General features: G+C 32.2%; 12 protein-coding genes and 1 tRNA gene. 1 reads left to right on the top strand and 12 read right to left on the bottom strand.

Translation table 11 applies throughout. From position 1 onward, the window contains the following. Positions 1 to 30: 30 nt before the first annotated feature. The 4 genes from ybeY to HW275_RS03290 form a co-directional block, all read right to left on the bottom strand. The gene (gene ybeY / locus HW275_RS03275) at positions 31 to 492 is read right to left on the bottom strand and encodes an rRNA maturation RNase YbeY (protein WP_178935130.1); all 462 of its coding nucleotides are present in this window, start codon (positions 490 to 492) and stop codon (positions 31 to 33) included. Between the two features lie 19 nt (positions 493 to 511). Continuing rightward, entirely contained in the window at positions 512 to 2,566 is a 2,055-nt protein-coding gene (locus HW275_RS03280; protein ID WP_178935131.1) for an HD family phosphohydrolase, read from the bottom strand. 65 nt (positions 2,567 to 2,631) lie between these two features. Then, entirely contained in the window at positions 2,632 to 5,103 is a 2,472-nt protein-coding gene (locus tag HW275_RS03285) for a helicase C-terminal domain-containing protein (RefSeq protein ID WP_178935132.1), read from the bottom strand. Positions 5,104 to 5,257: 154 nt separating this feature from the next. Then, a complete protein-coding gene (locus HW275_RS03290) occupies positions 5,258 to 5,878 on the bottom strand; it encodes an MliC family protein (RefSeq protein WP_178935133.1) in 621 nt (206 codons plus the stop codon). 453 nt (positions 5,879 to 6,331) lie between these two features. On the opposite strand from HW275_RS03290, the gene HW275_RS03295 reads away from it, so the two are divergent. Beyond that, positions 6,332 to 7,189 (top strand): YitT family protein, encoded by an 858-nt coding sequence (locus tag HW275_RS03295; RefSeq protein ID WP_178935134.1) that lies wholly within the window; start codon positions 6,332 to 6,334, stop codon positions 7,187 to 7,189. A gap of 698 nt (positions 7,190 to 7,887) precedes the next feature. Here HW275_RS03295 and HW275_RS03300 read toward each other — a convergent pair. The 8 genes from HW275_RS03300 to HW275_RS03335 form a co-directional block, all read right to left on the bottom strand. Next, positions 7,888 to 7,962: transfer RNA gene (locus tag HW275_RS03300), tRNA-Cys, on the bottom strand. Between the two features lie 20 nt (positions 7,963 to 7,982). After that, on the bottom strand, positions 7,983 to 9,089 hold the full coding sequence (mnmA, locus tag HW275_RS03305; RefSeq protein WP_178935135.1) for a tRNA 2-thiouridine(34) synthase MnmA: 1,107 nt from the start codon (positions 9,087 to 9,089) through the stop codon (positions 7,983 to 7,985). Positions 9,090 to 9,144: 55 nt separating this feature from the next. Beyond that, entirely contained in the window at positions 9,145 to 10,023 is an 879-nt protein-coding gene (locus HW275_RS03310; protein WP_178935136.1) for a glycosyltransferase family 2 protein, read from the bottom strand. A 35-nt stretch (positions 10,024 to 10,058) separates the two neighbouring features. Beyond that, complete coding sequence (locus HW275_RS03315) at positions 10,059 to 11,519, bottom strand: lipopolysaccharide biosynthesis protein (protein ID WP_178935137.1); 1,461 nt, start codon at positions 11,517 to 11,519, stop codon at positions 10,059 to 10,061. A 15-nt stretch (positions 11,520 to 11,534) separates the two neighbouring features. Next, entirely contained in the window at positions 11,535 to 12,515 is a 981-nt protein-coding gene (locus tag HW275_RS03320) for an SIS domain-containing protein (RefSeq protein WP_178935139.1), read from the bottom strand. A gap of 126 nt (positions 12,516 to 12,641) precedes the next feature. Next, positions 12,642 to 13,772, bottom strand: coding sequence for a mannose-1-phosphate guanylyltransferase (locus tag HW275_RS03325; RefSeq protein WP_178935141.1), 1,131 nt, complete (start codon positions 13,770 to 13,772; stop codon positions 12,642 to 12,644). A gap of 197 nt (positions 13,773 to 13,969) precedes the next feature. Next, the gene (locus tag HW275_RS03330) at positions 13,970 to 15,358 is read right to left on the bottom strand and encodes a glycogen synthase (RefSeq protein ID WP_178935143.1); all 1,389 of its coding nucleotides are present in this window, start codon (positions 15,356 to 15,358) and stop codon (positions 13,970 to 13,972) included. Positions 15,359 to 15,558: 200 nt separating this feature from the next. Next, positions 15,559 to 16,812, bottom strand: a complete 1,254-nt coding sequence (locus tag HW275_RS03335; RefSeq protein WP_178935145.1) for a glucose-1-phosphate adenylyltransferase — start codon at positions 16,810 to 16,812, stop codon at positions 15,559 to 15,561. Positions 16,813 to 16,968 lie beyond the last annotated feature (156 nt).

Below are 16,968 nucleotides of genomic sequence, written 5' to 3' on the forward strand. Positions count from 1 at the left end.
AAACAATTCTAAATAAACAGATTTTATAAATCATCTGTTATAATTAAATCTATTCAAAATTTCTTCTTCCCGTCTTCTCATAACAACTTTATCTTCCTCTTCAATGTGATCATATCCCAGCAAATGCAGCATCCCGTGACACAAGACATAATAAAATTCCCTCTCGTCAGAATGTCCGTATTCACTAGACTGCTCTTTTACCCGCTCGATTGAGATTACAATGTCGCCTAGCATATTTACTGCCCCAAAGTTTTCGGTTTCATTGTAGGCAAAGGAAATTACGTCGGTTGGAGCATCTTTTTGACGGTATTCACGGTTTATTTCCTGAATTTGCTCATTTGTTGTAATTAATAATGATAAATAGTATTCATTTTTGTCAAATTCTTCTTTATATTCATCTTTTAAAATGTAACTGACGAATTCCTTTATTTTTTCTTTATCAAAAAAATCGTCAATTTTTTCAACATCATAAGTTATATCAATATCCAGCATAGTTTTCTCCATTTTATTTTTAATCTTTTTTCATTTTTTCATCCATCTTCGGATATTTTATTCTTTCGTGATAAACTCCCTGTAATGTGTTTATAAAGGATTGTACCACTTTTTCTATTTCTCCCAAAGTCAAGTCAGAATCACTTAACTGCTTATCATCCATTTTTGATTTTACTAAATATCTGATAAAATTTTCAATCCCTTCCTTGCTTTTATTTTCAAGAGTTCTTGTAGCCGCCTCCACCGTATCTGCCAGCAGAATTATTCCAGATTCCTTTGTTCTAGGTTTAGGCCCGCTGTATCTGAAATTGCTTTCTACAACTTCTTCTCCACTTTCCAGCGCTTTATAGTAAAAATACTGTGTCAAGGTTGTTCCGTGATGTTCCAGTATTACGTCTAGAATCTCTTTTGGCAATTTGTTTTCTTTTCCCATAATATAGCCATCTTTTGTGTGTGAAGTCAGTATTAATGCACTTAATGACGGTTTTATCTTATTATGTGGATTTACTCCATCCCGCTGATTTTCCACAAAAAATTCTGGCCGCTTCATTTTTCCAATATCGTGGTAATATGAAGCTATTCTCGCAAATGTAGCATTTGCGCCTATACTTTCAGCCGCTCCTTCCGCCAGCGCTCCAACCATTATGCTATGGTGAAAAGTTCCCGGTGCCTTTATAAGCAATTGTTTTAACAACGTGTGCGAAAAATCGCTGAGTTCCAGCAATTTCATTGTTGTTAAAATTTCAAAGTAATCTTCAAAATATGGCAATACCGCAAGTGACAGCATTCCAGTTAAAACGCCTGAAAATACTGAAAATACTATCATTAACATCATCAATCCAAAGCTTGACTGATTAACAAGTCCATAACTAAACGACATCAAAGCCTGAAATATTCCCAAAAAGAAACTTAATTTTACAATATCACTTCTGCTCACAAGGCTCGCAGCCTTATAAATCGCAACTAGCGAAACCGCTATTGTAACTAGAAACCACGATTCTTCCCGTGACAGAATAATCATATTTGAAAATGTCATTATAATCGCATATGCCCTGTTTCCCAAAATTGTCGATATAATTGGAAGCATTGCAAATGGAAGTAAATAAATGAAATATTGATTATTTAAAAACAGAATATAAATCGTGTTTACAAATATTATTGTAATAAGTGTCGGATAAAATGCCTTTGATTCCACAACTTTTCTTGCATTTTTTCGTAACAAATAATAAATCAATGTCATAACTAGCGTAAAAGTAGCCACAAGTCCAACAGTTTTTCTAAATTTATCCCCATTTCTTACCAGATTCAGTTTTTCCAGCTTCAAAAATGTATCTGAATCAATAATTTCACCTTTTTTTACGATAATGTCCCCTTTGTAAATCTTAATTTCCTTATCTCTCAACGACATCATATTATCTGCAATTTTCTTTTTTGTAGCTTCTTCATTGATAACAAGGTTGGGCTTTATAAAATTTTGAAGGATTTTCATGTCAATGTTGTCTGCCTTTATATCTTTTTTTCGGATTATTTTGGATAAATTTTCCGTTTTATAAATTCCATCACTATAAATTTCAGATATAATATCTGATAGGTTTACAGAATATTCTACATTTTCAGTTCTTGCCGCTATTTCCTTAATATCCGCAATTGTAAACGTGTACTTATTTTCCTTTATATACTTTTCAATTGCCGCATTGTCAGATGGGTTCATATTCCGTATGTCACGCAGAAATCTGTTCAGTGAAATTACAGTTTGCTTGTTTACATCTTTTATTTTATCAAATTCAGGCTGTGTAGTCTTCATTATTTTTTCTTCAATGCTGTCATCCAGAATATCCACAAAATAAGATACATTTTTATACGCCACAATATCCGATTTTGCAATGCTTCCAACAACATAATTCACATTTAGCCTTGACATTTCGATAATTATGCCAAATATCATAAATGTTATCGTCAAAACAATAAATCTGAATGTAAATTTCTTTTTGCTATTATACTTTATTTCATTGCTTTTAGTTTTTTTTTCTTTTACTTCAAAAATAAATTCCCGCCCTCGTATATTTACTCTCATTTTCCCTTTCCTTTCCTAAATTTTATAAAACTCCCTTTTTATTTTTACCATATTCTAAATTTTTTTTACTTCATCCTTTTTAAAATATCATTTTTACTTTCCACCACCTTATTTCGTGGCAAAGCCGTCAAAAATTTCTTTCCATACATTTTTTTTATTATCCTATTATCAAGGATAACAATATTTCCGCTGTCCGTCTTGCTTCTAATAAGCCTGCCAACTCCCTGCTTAAATTTAATCACAGCTTGTGGAACCTGATAATCATTAAACGGATTTTGCCCATTTTTTCTAATATTTTCAATGATTGCCTCCGTTACAGGATCATTCGGCACTTTAAACGGCAATTTTGTAATAATTACTGATTTCAGCTGTTCTCCCTGCACATCAACACCTTCCCAAAAGCTGTCTGTCCCAAATAATATCGGATTTTTAGAGTTTTTAAATATTTCTATCATTTCGTGCCGTGGAAAGTCATTTTGCTTTATAAGCGTATATTCCTTTTCTGAAAATCGTGATTTTAACTGATTGTACAAAAAGTTCAAGGCGCTGTATGAAGTAAATAGTAAAAAACAATGCCCTTTCGTACTTTTTATCACGCCTTCAATAAATTCTTCCAAATCCCGCAGAAATTCAATATTTGTCGGATCAAGCGCATCTTCTGGAATATAAACTTTCATTTGTTTTTCGTAATTAAATGGCGATTTTACAATTCTTTCGTCTATTTTCCTGCGATTTTCCTTCATAAGCCCAATGCTTTTTTTATAATAGTCAAACCTATTGTCAACAGCAAGTGTCGCCGAAGTAAAAATCATCCTGTCCATTTTCGTAAACAAGTTATCATTCAGTTCATCCGAAATATCAAAAGGCGTCGCATATAATTTCACATTTGGACGGACTGTAGTAACATTAGCCCAGTAAACATATCCTTCTTCTTTCCCTTCCAGAATAAACTCAAATTTCTTATAATACTGCTTCAATCTCTCATAATATCTCGAAAATTCAAATAAAAACCCCTCTCTGTCTTCTAAATTATAATTGCTCACAGTATTTAAAAACTTGTTGATTCTTATAACTAAATTTCCATAACTTTCCTTAAACTGACTATTAATTTCCATAACTTCACGAAAAGCCTTGTTACTTCGCATTTTCTGCTTATCAATCTTTATCTTGATTTCCCTGTTGTCATTATTTTCTGAAAAAAGATAAATTAATTTATCAAAAATATCTATTCCCTTGTCATAAAACGTGTTCAATTCTGCAATAACATCTTCCTTCAATTCATCGGCTTTCTCATATTCTTCACTCGAAAGGCTCTCATTCAGATAAGCCATCAGTCTGACAATAGCCCCGGCATTGCTAGAATTTACCATAACACGTCTATTATAAATATGCCCCATAAGCCGTCCAAATGATATTTTCGACGTTTCAAAAGTAAAATAATTTCGAGCCGTATCTTCTATATTGTGAGCCTCATCAAAAACAACAATATCATAATTTGGCAAAATCGAATAATTTGTATAAAATCCTGTCTGATTCCTAATTGCTAAATCTGCAAAGAACATATGATGGTTTACAATAAGAAGTGTCGCATCTGCAACATTTTTTCTAGCATTAAAAAAGTGGCATTTTGAATAATACGGGCATTTTACACCTTTACACATATCAACTTCACTATTGACTTTTTCCCAGATACTGTTTGAAATCTCGTATTTCAGCTCATTCCTGTCACCTGTTCTTGTAACATTTTTATCCCAGTCAATAAGATTTCTTATAATATTTTTTTCAGTCTTTTCCTCTTCCGTATCTGTTTCCTTCTCCGTAACATCTATATTGTAAAGCTTTCTCTTGCAAAGATAGTTTCCTCGTCCCTTTACAATCTGATAATTAAAGTCCTCGTCAATAATTTTCCTTAAAAGCGGAATATCCTTATTAATAAGCTGTTCCTGCAAATTAATAGTATTCGTCGAAACAATCAGCTTTAAGTTATTTTCAATGGCGTAAAGCAATGTCGGCAGTAAATAGGCAATCGTCTTCCCAGTCCCAGTCCCAGCCTCAACTATGAGCTTTTTATTCTCATTCACGCTATTTTCAATAAACTTAGCCATCTCATACTGTTCCCGCCGTACCTCAAACTTACCAAAATTCCTATGAATAGCCCCATTCTCTCCAAAATATTCATCCACATCAATTTTTATAAATTCCTTTAAAGCCACAATCACGTAAATATCATCCACAGCGTTATTTACAATGTACGAAGCCCCTCCAACTTCCCCATATATGCTGGAAATGCTCACATCCTCATCAGACGGAATCAGCACTCCAGACGGATGATTGTGTATTATAACCTCATTTTTTCTCATCATATTTAATAATGCGGCAACAGAGCTGGAATTTCCCCGTGCTATCACTTCTACATCTGCAACAATCCCTTCCCCATCTGGAATCCCACGAAAAAACACTTCATTTCCACCGGATTCCGCAATTTGCAGGCGCATTTTTTCTATTGTTCTCGCATTAATAAATTCAGCAACTTTCATCTTTCCTCCTATAATAAAGATTTTACTATATAATAGGCTTTTTTTCAACTTTTCTTTTAAAAAATATAGAAAAAAGCCATTTAATATAATTCATAAAATTATATAAACAGCTTTTTAAATTAGTTTTTAATTGTTAATTTTAATTTTTCAGGCTTTATTCGTTAATTGAACCATGCCCAGAATTTTGAAGGCTACAGCTTTTATCTTTTCCATTTTCTGTATAGACAGCGTCGTTTCCTTTCATGTGGATAGAAACATTTCCATTAGAATATTTTTCCCCACTTCCAGAAGTTACTGAATTTAAAGTATAAATTCCACCATAACCGTCAGCCAGTTTTACTTTGTCTGTTGAAAGATTTTCTACTGTTACATCTTGATAACCGTCACAGCTGTATTTTCTTAGCAAATGACTGCTAGAACTTTGGCTGCTGCTTGAGTTGCCATTTCCTGTCATATAGCAGCTTTCATCGCTTCCATTTTTTGTAAATACTGCATCATTTCCCTTTATATGAATCGAAACTCCTCCACCTGTGTATTCTTCTCCACTACCAGATCTTGTTAATTTCAGATTGTAGACTTTTCCATTTCCATCTGTCAATCTTACTCTGTCTGTTGAAAGATTTTGTACTGTCACATTTCTGCTGCTGCAGCTGAATTTTCTTGTTAAATTCGATGCTTTTTTTGAAGATTTTGCTCTCGCTGCTGAAAAACCAATAGAACTAAGAGCCAAAACTCCAACTAAAGTTGCTAAAATCATTTTTTTTGCTGATTTCATAACATCCACTCTCTTTTCTTCAATTTATTTTATTATATGCTCAAACTCCTAAAAATGAAACATATAAAGCCTGTTTGAGTAATAGCCCAAACTTTATTCATTTTTAAAGCAATTTGGCTATAACAATTACATTTTTGAAATTTTATAAATCTCTTCTAAAATTTCGAGATTAGTATACCACACTTTAATTTTAATTTCAATTATTTAACAAAAAATTTTTTTCATATTTTTTAGTAAAATTTAATCTTTAAATTCTATAGTTTTACTTTTTAAGGACTTCCAAATCCAGTATTTATAATCAAAAATAACACATCATATTCTAAAGCCAAAAATATCTTCAAAATCTAGCCGATAATTAAAGGAAAAAAAAAGTAATATCATGTATAATTCTATACAAAGGGCATACGTTACCTTGTAATTAACGTAAATTTTTTATAAAGGATATTTTATTTTATGAGAACAAAAACAATTTTTACATTGATTAAGGAGTATTTTTTAATTGGACTGGGAACTTTTATTCTGGCGTTTGGATTACATTTTTTCTTTTTCCAGAACAAGATAGCAAGCGGCGGTGTGACAGGGCTAGCTATTGTTGTAAACAGCATTTTTCACATTTCAACAGGGTTATTTGTCGCAGTTAGCAATTTTATCCTGTTTGCACTTGCATTTATCGTAATCAGCGGGCAATTTGGCGTAAAGAGCATTTATGCTACGGTACTTTTATCCGTCTTTCTTTCATATTTTGAAAAATTTTATCCTAATTATGCCCTTACTCACGACTTAATTTTAGCCACAATTTTTGGAAGTGCATTATGTGCTTTGGGAGTAACGATTATTTATTTGTACGAAGCTTCGACTGGCGGCACTTCAATCATTGCGAGAATCCTTACAAAATATTGCCACATTAGCTACGGAATGTCAAGTTTCATTGTAGATGCAATTGTTACTCTTCTGGCAATTTTCGCCTTTGGAGTCGAACTGGGGCTTGTGGGACTGTTAAGTGTCTATGTAACTGGATTTATCATTGACAAGTTTATTGAAGGATTTAATTCACGTAAGCAGATTATGATTATCACTTCAAACAAGGACATCGTGCTAAACTACATTTTAAAGGATTTTGACAGAGGCTGCACTGTACTTAAAGGAGTTGGGGGGTATTCTGGAGCTGAAAAGGACATTTTACTCACAATTATTGAAAGAAGACAGTTTATTCAGCTAAGAAAATTCCTGAAAACCCATGATCCAACTTCCTTCGTAACAGTAACCGATACAACAAAAGTCTTTGGAGAAGGTTTCGATCAATTACATTAATTTTTAAATTTTTAAATTTTTAAATTTTACAAAAAAAAGAGAAAGCCAATTACAATTTTTTTATTTTATATTTCTAGACCTTTTTGGTTAATAAATGTTTTTTCTTATTTTATTTAATAGCAGTTTTTTTTAACGCAAGGGCATCAAACGCCATGCCCTTGCATCCCCGCTCTCGAATTTCAATTTTACAGCAAAAGACAAAACTCGCTTTTAACAAAAGTTATTTTAATCTCATAAAGTTATTATTAATTTAAATGAAATAGAAAAGCTCAAACAAATTGTCTTTTACTGAAAAATTAAAATCTCGGAAATTTATAATAAATGTTTTAGTTTCAATAAACCAATTTAGGTTTTTTTTTATTAGATTAACTTTTATAATTGAATTAAAATGTTGTGATTTTTTGGAAATAAAAATTACTGTCTGAGCTTTTTCAAAATATTAAAATTGTAATTATTTGAAGAGATTAAAATAACTTTTATTAAAAAGCGAGTTTAATTTTTGTTTTCAAAAAATGCTTAGACGAGCCAGGAGTGCAGAGGAAATGGCGATTAATTTCCTCTGCTTTAGAAAAAAGAAAAAACATTTATTAACCAATAAACCACTCAAAATTTATGATATAATTTCTAAAATTTTAAAGATAAAAAAAATAACCACATTAAAGTAGTTATCAAATTAATTATTATCAGTAATCAGTTAATGGAGGCGACAACCGGATTCGAACCGGTGTACAAGGTTTTGCAGACCTCTGCCTAAGCCACTCGACCATGTCGCCACTTGACTTTGTTAAGTTTATCATATTTTTAGGGCTTTGTCAAATATTTTTATTTCGCCGCCACCAACAATTTCATTGTCCAAATAAAATACAATGTGCTGTCCTTCTGAATTTTCGTGAGTCTTTTCATCAAATTCAAAAATTATCCTATTTTCATTGCTTTCTTCACTTTTCAAAAGTTTCAATTCCCCAGCCAGTCCTTTTGAAGAAAATCTTGGACGTGCAGTTAATCTTTTTCCGATTATTTCTTTTAAATTATAGTGAAATTTATAATTTATCACTTCTATTTTCTTTATCAGCAATTCATCAAAATCTCCCACAACAACCTCATTTGTTTCAGGGCGAAGCTCAAGCACAAAAAATGGCTTTCCTAAATTAAGCCCCAATCCACGCCGCTGCCCAACTGTGTAAAACTGATAACCTATGTGTTCTCCGATAATTTTACCATTTTTATCCACAAAATTTCCCTTTTTTACATCATTTCCAAGCACTTTTTTCAAGAATGGAATATATCCGTTGGGAGCAAAGCAGATTCCTTGGCTGTCGGGCTTATTATGAGTGTGAATACCATTTTGTCTTGCGATTTCACGAACTTCTGATTTTTCATATTCTGAAAGTGGAAATAAAAATCTTTCTACAACATCTTTATCCAACCGATAAAGCATATAAGTCTGATCTTTTCTGTTATTTTTATCCCATAAAAGCATATTATTCTTGCTAACTTTTGAATAATGCCCTGTCGAAATGTATTTTATTCCCATTTTATCAGCGAATTCTACGAGTTTTTTTATCTTTACCTTTTCATCGCAAATTACACAAGGTGAAGGTGTTTTTCCAGCATTGTACATCTTTATAAAATATTCCATTACATCCTTCTTAAATTGTTCCACGACATTTAGGACATAATGGGGGATTCCCAATGTGTAACACGTGTACCTTGCATCATTTATATCATCAAGGGAACAACACGTTTTTCCAGGATTTTCTGAAAGTTCATCAGGCAAATGCTTTAACGTAACTCCTATAACTTCATAGCCTTGCTGTTTCAATAAAAGAGCAGCGACAGAACTGTCTATGCCGCCACTCATTCCAACTACTACTTTTTTATCATCTAATTTTTTGTTCATTTTTTATTTTTCTCTTTCCTAAATTTCTAATTTCTACGTTTCCGAACTTAAAATCTTATTTTTTATTTTTTTCTTTTTGCCACATATATTCCCCAATTCCCAAAGCAAAAATTAAAAACAATTTATTTTTATTTTCTTTAAATATTTTTCCAAATTTATAGCCTGCTACCCTGCAAAATTTGTAATAAACAGCATTATTTAGGATTTTCTGCTTAAAAGACAGATTCTGGGAATTAATTTCGTTATGATAAAGTGCCTGTCCTTTCGGATTTCGCAACAGTAAATTATTGTATTTTGCTGTCAATCCATCTTCCTGATATTCCTTTATCTCAATTTTCTCATTTACATAAACCATCTTATATTTTTCACAAATTCTGTTATAGACAACAGCTTCCGTAATAAATTTTTCATCATCAAAAACTGGAAATTTATATTTTTTTATAATTTCAGTCCGAAACATAAGCCCTTTATCGCCCTTAACTCCGTATTTATTGTAAATATCAAACTGTGTTGAAGCCATCTCTTTTTCTGGAAAACTTGAGCCAATAATTTCTCCATTTGGATAAGTTGACAAATACCCCATTCCCGCAATATTGTTATTTTTTTCATATTTTTTCCAATATTTCAAAATAGTTTCAAGACCATTTTCAACATATTCATCATCAGAATCAAGACAGATAAAAAGCTCTCCATTTGCTTTATCAGTTGCAAAATTATACACCCGCTGTTTACCCCCATTTTCCTTAAAATAATACTTTATATCCAGCTTTTTTTCACTCAAAAATTCTTCTACTTTCTCTTTAGTTCCATCAGCAGAGCCATCATCTACAATAAGCCACTCAAAGTCCTTGAAAGTCTGTTTTTGAAGTGATTTATACAATTTTTTAAGCAGTTCCTTTCTGTTAAAAGTCGGTGTAAAAATCGTAAATTTCATTTTTTATTTCCCCTTATTTTCCAAAACTTTAAAATTTATCGTTTTATAATTTTTCTTTTTATTCCATTCACAAGATTTGCAATTTTGGTGTAAACTTCCCGATTTACAAGCAATTTTGTCACTATCGCCAAATAAACTATTTTCAAGCCAAATTTCATCCACGAAAGCTGATCATTTGATAAATAGAATATTACAGGATTTACAATAATTATGAAATATAAAAATAATTTTTTATAATTAAACGAAATCTTGTATTTTTCCCTTATAATCATCATTTCCATTATCGCTCTAAATAAAAAGGCAAGTAACGTTGTCCACGCTGCAATAATAGGCCCAATTTCTGGAAATTTCGGTATAAAAATTATATTTCCGACTAGATTAAATATCATTGCAAACATTGTAAAATAAAAAATATATATGCTGTCTTCGTGAAAATGGAAAAAATAATCAAGGCAAAATAATGCCTGTATTACAATTCCAGCTAGAATTAAAGGCATATAATTTATCGCCTGATGATAACTTTTTGGAAATATCAGCTTTATTCCTTCTGGAGCAAATAACTGTGCAATTACGCAGGCAAAGGAAATAATTGCAATAAAGTTTTCCACACTTCGTGTTATTCTCGGATTTGTCTTATCTTCCTTCATCGCCTCATAAAACTCTGGCGTCCAGCTGTTTACAAAAGAACCTGTAACAACCGACAAAACCCTTCCTCCAGTAAATGCAAGCGTATATCCCCCAACTACCGCAAGAGAAACAAATTTTGCTAAAACAAGCCTATCGCTCAAATTTACAACTTGATCTGTAAGTTCAATAAAAATCAGTGGCAATCCATTTCGCAGCGAATATTTCACATAATCAAAATTCAGCTTAAATCTAAATTTCCCAAAATAATCCTTAAAATAAAATAAAAATACTATAAGCAGTGCAATTAAATTTGCAAACTGGTTTCCAAAAACTCCCCATTTCAAGTATTTTATAAAGTAAATTGCCAGAATATAAGTTGTGAAAAGGCTTACAACACTCCCTATTGCAACTTTCATATACATTCTCTTCATTCTGAACAAAGTTGTCGAAAGATTGTTAAAAGCGTTCGTTGTGGCAATTAAGACGCTGACAATTATCAAAGGATAGTAACTTACCTTGCTTAAATCAACTATATAAGAAAACAACTTTTGTGCTGCCGGTGTAAATAAAAAAATATAAGTAAGTACATTAAAAACTATTATAATCAAAGTTGAAGAAAACATATAGCTTCCAAATTCATCTTCACTTTCCTTCAAATCTACATATTTCTTCATCTGAGCATTATAAAGCCCCAGCCCCAGAATCACCGTAAACAATGAAGTAATCGGAGCCAGTGTCCCCACAATCCCAAACTCCTCCTGTGTGAGTAACCTCGTTATTATCGGCAAAAATATAAACGAACCCATCTTTGTAACCAAATTCATAAGAGAATAAACCATTGTCCCCTTCAATAAATTCTTATTATCCATTCAAAAAAATTCCCCTTATCTTAATCCTATTAAATCGTGCACTCTTATTAAGCCCACAACATTCCCATTTTCCACGACTGGCAATACGTTAATCTGGCTTTTTCTATTTTCCATCAGATGAAGCGCATCGAGAGCCATCGCATCCTTTTCAATCGTTACTGGCGTGGAAATCATAATATCAGAAGCCACATAATCAAAAAATTTCTCCTTATGCTTCAATGCACGCCGAATATCCCCTTCTGTTATAATTCCAAGCAGTTTACCATTTTCAAGCCCTGTATCCGAAATACATACAGCTCCTAATTTTTTCTTTGTAAGAACCATTAATACATTCTCAATTTTTTCATTTTCCTTCACAACTGGCAATTCATCTCCAATGTGCATTAAATCCGAAACGTGTAATAATAGCCGTTTCCCAAGACTTCCTCCTGGATGATATCTGGCAAAGTCATTTTCTGTAAAATTCTTTAATTTCATAAGGCATACGGCAAGTGCATCTCCTGTCACAAGTGTTGCTGTAGTTGAACTCATCGGAGCTTGCCCCAGCGGACATGCTTCCTTTTCCACCCCGACATTAATCGTCAGTTCCGCATATTTCCCTAATGTAGAATTAGGATTTCCAGTAAATGCAACAATTTTTCCTCCAATTTTCCTTATTGGTGCCAAAATGCTTAATACCTCATCTGAATTTCCGCTGTTTGAGATTGCAATTACAACATCTCCATCGCTAATCATTCCCAAATCACCGTGAAGTGCCTCTGCTGCATTTATAAATACTGCTGTTGTACCAGTCGAAGCAAGTGTCGCTGTAATTTTTTTCCCAATTATTCCAGACTTTCCAATTCCTGTCACAACAACTTTATTATTATTTTTCAATTCCAAAATCATTTGAACTAACTTTTGAAAATTATCTCCCAGCTTATTTTTTAATTTTTCCAGTTCCGCAATTTCAATGTCAAATACATTTTTAGTTTCCTTTATAATATCTATTTCCATTTTTAGTTCCGCTCCCTTTATTCAAACAATATTTTTACATTGATATTTTTTTTATTATGGCTAAATCAAATTATTAGTCTTAAATAATACTAAAATCCAAGTAAAATAGTCAAATATTATTTTTAGCTACTTCTTTTTCATCTCAATTTTATTCAATATTTTCTTAACTTCCTGACTTTTATCCTTATGACAGACAAGCAAGGCATCCTTTGTATTTACAATAACAATATTCTCTACCCCGATTGTAGCGATAATTTTGTCATTTTCCTTATTAATTACGATATTTCCTTCCGATTCAATCTGCTCAAAGTGATCAGCCTGCACAACGTTGCTGTCTCTGTCCTTTAGGAAAATATCCTCAAGCGACTTGAAATTTCCAACATCGTTCCAGTCAATGTCAACGGGAATTACGCTCACAGATTTAGTATACTCCATCACTCCAAAATCTATTGAAATTTTTTCAAATTTTTCAAATTCATCTTTTACAAAATCACTTAACTTTTCGCCATAAAACTCATTCAAATCCACATTTTCCAGCATTTCTTCAATCTTTTCCAAAACAGCCTTATGCGTTTCCATATGTTTTTTTATTTCATGCAAAATAAATTCCGTTTTCCAAAGGAACATTCCGCTATTCCAAAGATAATTTCCCTGCTCAATATATTTTTCAGCCAGTTCCTTATTAGGCTTTTCCCTAAACTTTTTCACTTTATACGACTTGAATATTTCCTTAATTTCTTTATTTTTGCAATTATTTTTATCATCTTTTGATTTTTTTCTATCCACATACTCAATATATCCGTACCCAGTTTCTGCATAAGTCGGTTTGACTCCCAGCGTAACAATCTTATTTTTTTCCGCCTCATAAAATGCAAACTCCAAGCTGTCTAAAAATTCCTTTTCCTTCTTGATTAAATGATCTGACGGCAAAACGGCCATAATGCTGTTCTTATAAATTTTTCTGATAATACAGGCCGCATATCCGATACAGGCCGCCGTATCCCTTGCCATCGGCTCAAAAATTATATTCCTGTCAGCAATCTCGGGCAATTCCTTTTTTATTATATCAAAATATTTAATATTCGTGGAAATAAAAATCCTCTCTATCGGAACAAGTTTTTTTATCCTGTCAATTGTTTCCTTTATCATAGTTTTTTCTGACACAAGATCCAAAAACTGCTTCGGCTTCTCGTTCGTAGACAGCGGCCAGAATCTCGTCCCGCTTCCTCCCGCCATAATTAAAGCTATCTTATCCATAACTTTCTCCTGTTCTCCAATTTATTTTTATTTATCATCCTATTTTTTATCTATTCTTTTTTGATTGTTTTTCAGTTAAAAGTATAACATAATTTACTTGTTTTATCAATTTATGAAAACATTTATTCACCAAAAAATGGAGTTCACCATTACAGTTTTACTCCATTTCATTTACAAAATTTATTTTTTTAAATACATTAATAAGATTTAGCTAATTCGTAAAGTTTTTCATATTCTTTTGCTGATCTGTCCCAAGAAAAATCAAGTTCCATGTTTCTTTTTACTAATTTTTCCCAAATATCAGGCCTGTCATAATAAATTCCTTCTGCAACTTTTATTGTGAAAAGCATATCGTCTGCATTGAAGTTTGTGAATGAGAATCCGTTTCCTTCATCAGTAAAGATGTTGTAAGGCTGTACAGAATCTTTTAGCCCTCCAGTTTCCCTTACGATTGGAATAGTTCCAAATCTCATTGCTATCATTTGGCTAAGTCCGCAAGGCTCATATCTTGACGGCATCAGGAACATGTCACTTCCTGCATAGATTTCATTTGCAAGCTGTCCATTGTATCCAAGATAAACTTTGAACTTATCAGGATATTTCCATGCCAAATGGTTGTAGTAGTCTTCGTAGAATCTATCTCCGCTTCCTAAAATCACTATTTGAACAGCATCATATTGTAGCAAGTTTTCAAGTGCCGCCGATACCAAGTCCAGCCCTTTTCCTTCCACAAGTCTTGAAACTATTGAAATTAAGGCAACATCTGATTTTGGCAGTCCCAATTTTTCTTGCAGCAAATATTTATTTTCTTTCTTTTTATCCAAAGAGTCTTTATTGAAATGCACTATTCCCTTTGTTGTTTCAGGATTAAATTCATCCACGTCTATTCCGTTTAAAATACCGTGAATATATTTTCTATTTGTAATCCATTCCAGCCCTTCAGCAAAATATGAGTATTTTATTTCTTGAGCATAAGTCGGACTCACTGTATTTACTACATCTCCATATCCAATTCCAATTTCCATAAAGTTCAAGTCATGTCTGTCATCCATGTAGTAGCCCATTCTTTCAAATGAGTATTTAGAGAATTTTCCTTGATACATCAAATTATGAATCGAATAAACGGTTCTCATATCCCAGTAAAACGGATCATAGTTATATCTGACATTTAAGAAATATGGAACTGGACCAGTTTGCCAGTCGTTACAATGCAAAATGTCCGCCTGCAAGTTAATTTCCTTCAAAAATCTAAGTGCCAATTCTGAAAACATAGCATATTGAACATCCTGATCAAAATCTCCGTAAACATGTCCCCTTTCGTATAACGCTTTATTTTCAATAAAGTAATAATTTATCTTATCATCTGGGTACCTTACTAAATTAAATATATCTCCGTGACTTTCAAGCCTTGCAACCCATTCCAATTTTTCAAGATATTTTAATGGTATTATATCGTATTTAGGCATTATTATAGAAACTTCATGTCCTAACTCCTGCATTTTTTTAGGCAATGCACCCAGAACATCAGCCAGTCCGCCAGATTTATAAAACGGAGCCACTTCAGATGCCAAATATACTATTTTCAAATTAATCACTCCTATTCTTAAAATATTATAGTAAAATATTCAAGTTACCAAGGTACGCACCATCTAAAAACATGCTTAATCCTTAATAACTTGAACTTTTTCTTAAATTTTAGACAATTTTAAGATTTACTAAATTAATAATTCAAAATTGTTCAAAAACATAATCTTTAATTTTTTATGCCAAATTTTAGCCATTCAGACTACCATTTTACAGTTTCTCCAGTTTCAATTAATCTGTTATGTTCATCAAGTTTAACTCCAGATAAAATTCTTACATTTTTACCGATGATTGAACCATCAGGGATAATTACACCCTTACCGATAACTGTTATTCCTGAAGACAGTAAGTCTGGACGTTCTTTATTTGGAATACTTGCATTTCCGTTTCCAATAAACGAATTTTTACCGATATATATTTTTTTATCAGCAATAACTGTGTCCAAGTGAGAATTTTCATCTACATAAGTTCCAGAGAAAATAATACAGTTTCTGACAGTTGCTCCCTTTCTGACTGTAACTCCTGGCCCTAATACTGAATTTTCCACGCTTCCTTCAATTTTACATCCATTACAGATTAATGAATTTTGAACACTTCCTGTAACTCCTATTCTAACTGGTGCCAAGTCTTCACTTCTTGTATAAATTTTCCATCCTTCATCATACAGGTTAATTCCAACTTCTTCAGATTTCTTGATTAAATCCAAATTTGCTTCCAAGTATGAATCATAAGTTCCCACATCTTTCCAGTAGCTTCCATAAGTATGAACATAAACTTTTCTTCCTTCCTGAATCATCGCAGGAATAACATGGTTTCCAAAGTCTAAATCGTGGTTTTCCAATTTTTCAAGGTATTCTAATAATACATCTGTATTAAAAATATAAATTCCCATTGAAGCTAAATTACTTTTTGGTTCAGCAGGTTTTTCTTCAAAGTTTAGTATTTTTTTATTCTGGTCAACTTCAAAAATACCAAATCTGCTTGCTTCTTCAATAGGCACAGGCTGTACGGCTATTGTCAATTCAGCATCATTTTCCTCATGTTCTTTTAACATCCATCTGTAATCCATTTTATAAATATGATCTCCAGATAAAATTAGTACATATTTAGGATTTTTATTTTTAATAAACTCAATATTTTGTCTAATTGCGTCGGCAGTTCCTTGATACCAGGAATTTCCACCAAGTTTTTCATGCGGCTGCAACATTGTAATGCTAGTATCTCTTCTGTCAAAATCCCACGGCTTTCCAGATCCGATGTGTTCATTTAGTGATAGCGGCAAATATTGAGTCAATAATGCAACGTCATAGATACCTGAATTTGAACAGTTACTAAGCGCAAAATCAATTATTCTGAATTTTCCAGCAAAAGGAACACTTGGTTTAACTCTTTTTTCTGATAGAATATCAAGTCTTGAACCTCTTCCACCAGCCAAAATCATAGCTAAAACTTTCATATAAATACCTCCATTTTATTTCTTTACATTAAAAGTATACCTCTATTTTTCAAAAAATCAAATTATTTTTCAAAAAAATTTATTTTAATAGCAAAGCATTTTAAAACTGAAATCCCAAAATTATAACTGTATTCCTCACGCTCCAGAACTATTTGA

The organism is Leptotrichia sp. oral taxon 223, from assembly GCF_013394795.1.
In the GTDB taxonomy this organism is placed as follows: Bacteria; Fusobacteriota; Fusobacteriia; order Fusobacteriales; family Leptotrichiaceae; genus Leptotrichia.

Bases quoted from the DNA above. Each gene is read 5' to 3' on its own strand.
- ybeY (WP_178935130.1), bottom strand. From the start codon at position 492: ATGCTGGATATTGATATAACTTATGATGTTGAAAAAATTGACGATTTT.
- HW275_RS03280 (WP_178935131.1), bottom strand. From the start codon at position 2,566: ATGAGAGTAAATATACGAGGGCGGGAATTTATTTTTGAAGTAAAAGAA.
- HW275_RS03285 (WP_178935132.1), bottom strand. From the start codon at position 5,103: ATGAAAGTTGCTGAATTTATTAATGCGAGAACAATAGAAAAAATGCGC.
- HW275_RS03290 (WP_178935133.1), bottom strand. From the start codon at position 5,878: ATGAAATCAGCAAAAAAAATGATTTTAGCAACTTTAGTTGGAGTTTTG.
- HW275_RS03295 (WP_178935134.1), top strand. From the start codon at position 6,332: ATGAGAACAAAAACAATTTTTACATTGATTAAGGAGTATTTTTTAATT.
- mnmA (WP_178935135.1), bottom strand. From the start codon at position 9,089: ATGAACAAAAAATTAGATGATAAAAAAGTAGTAGTTGGAATGAGTGGC.
- HW275_RS03310 (WP_178935136.1), bottom strand. From the start codon at position 10,023: ATGAAATTTACGATTTTTACACCGACTTTTAACAGAAAGGAACTGCTT.
- HW275_RS03315 (WP_178935137.1), bottom strand. From the start codon at position 11,519: ATGGATAATAAGAATTTATTGAAGGGGACAATGGTTTATTCTCTTATG.
- HW275_RS03320 (WP_178935139.1), bottom strand. From the start codon at position 12,515: ATGGAAATAGATATTATAAAGGAAACTAAAAATGTATTTGACATTGAA.
- HW275_RS03325 (WP_178935141.1), bottom strand. From the start codon at position 13,772: ATGGATAAGATAGCTTTAATTATGGCGGGAGGAAGCGGGACGAGATTC.
- HW275_RS03335 (WP_178935145.1), bottom strand. From the start codon at position 16,812: ATGAAAGTTTTAGCTATGATTTTGGCTGGTGGAAGAGGTTCAAGACTT.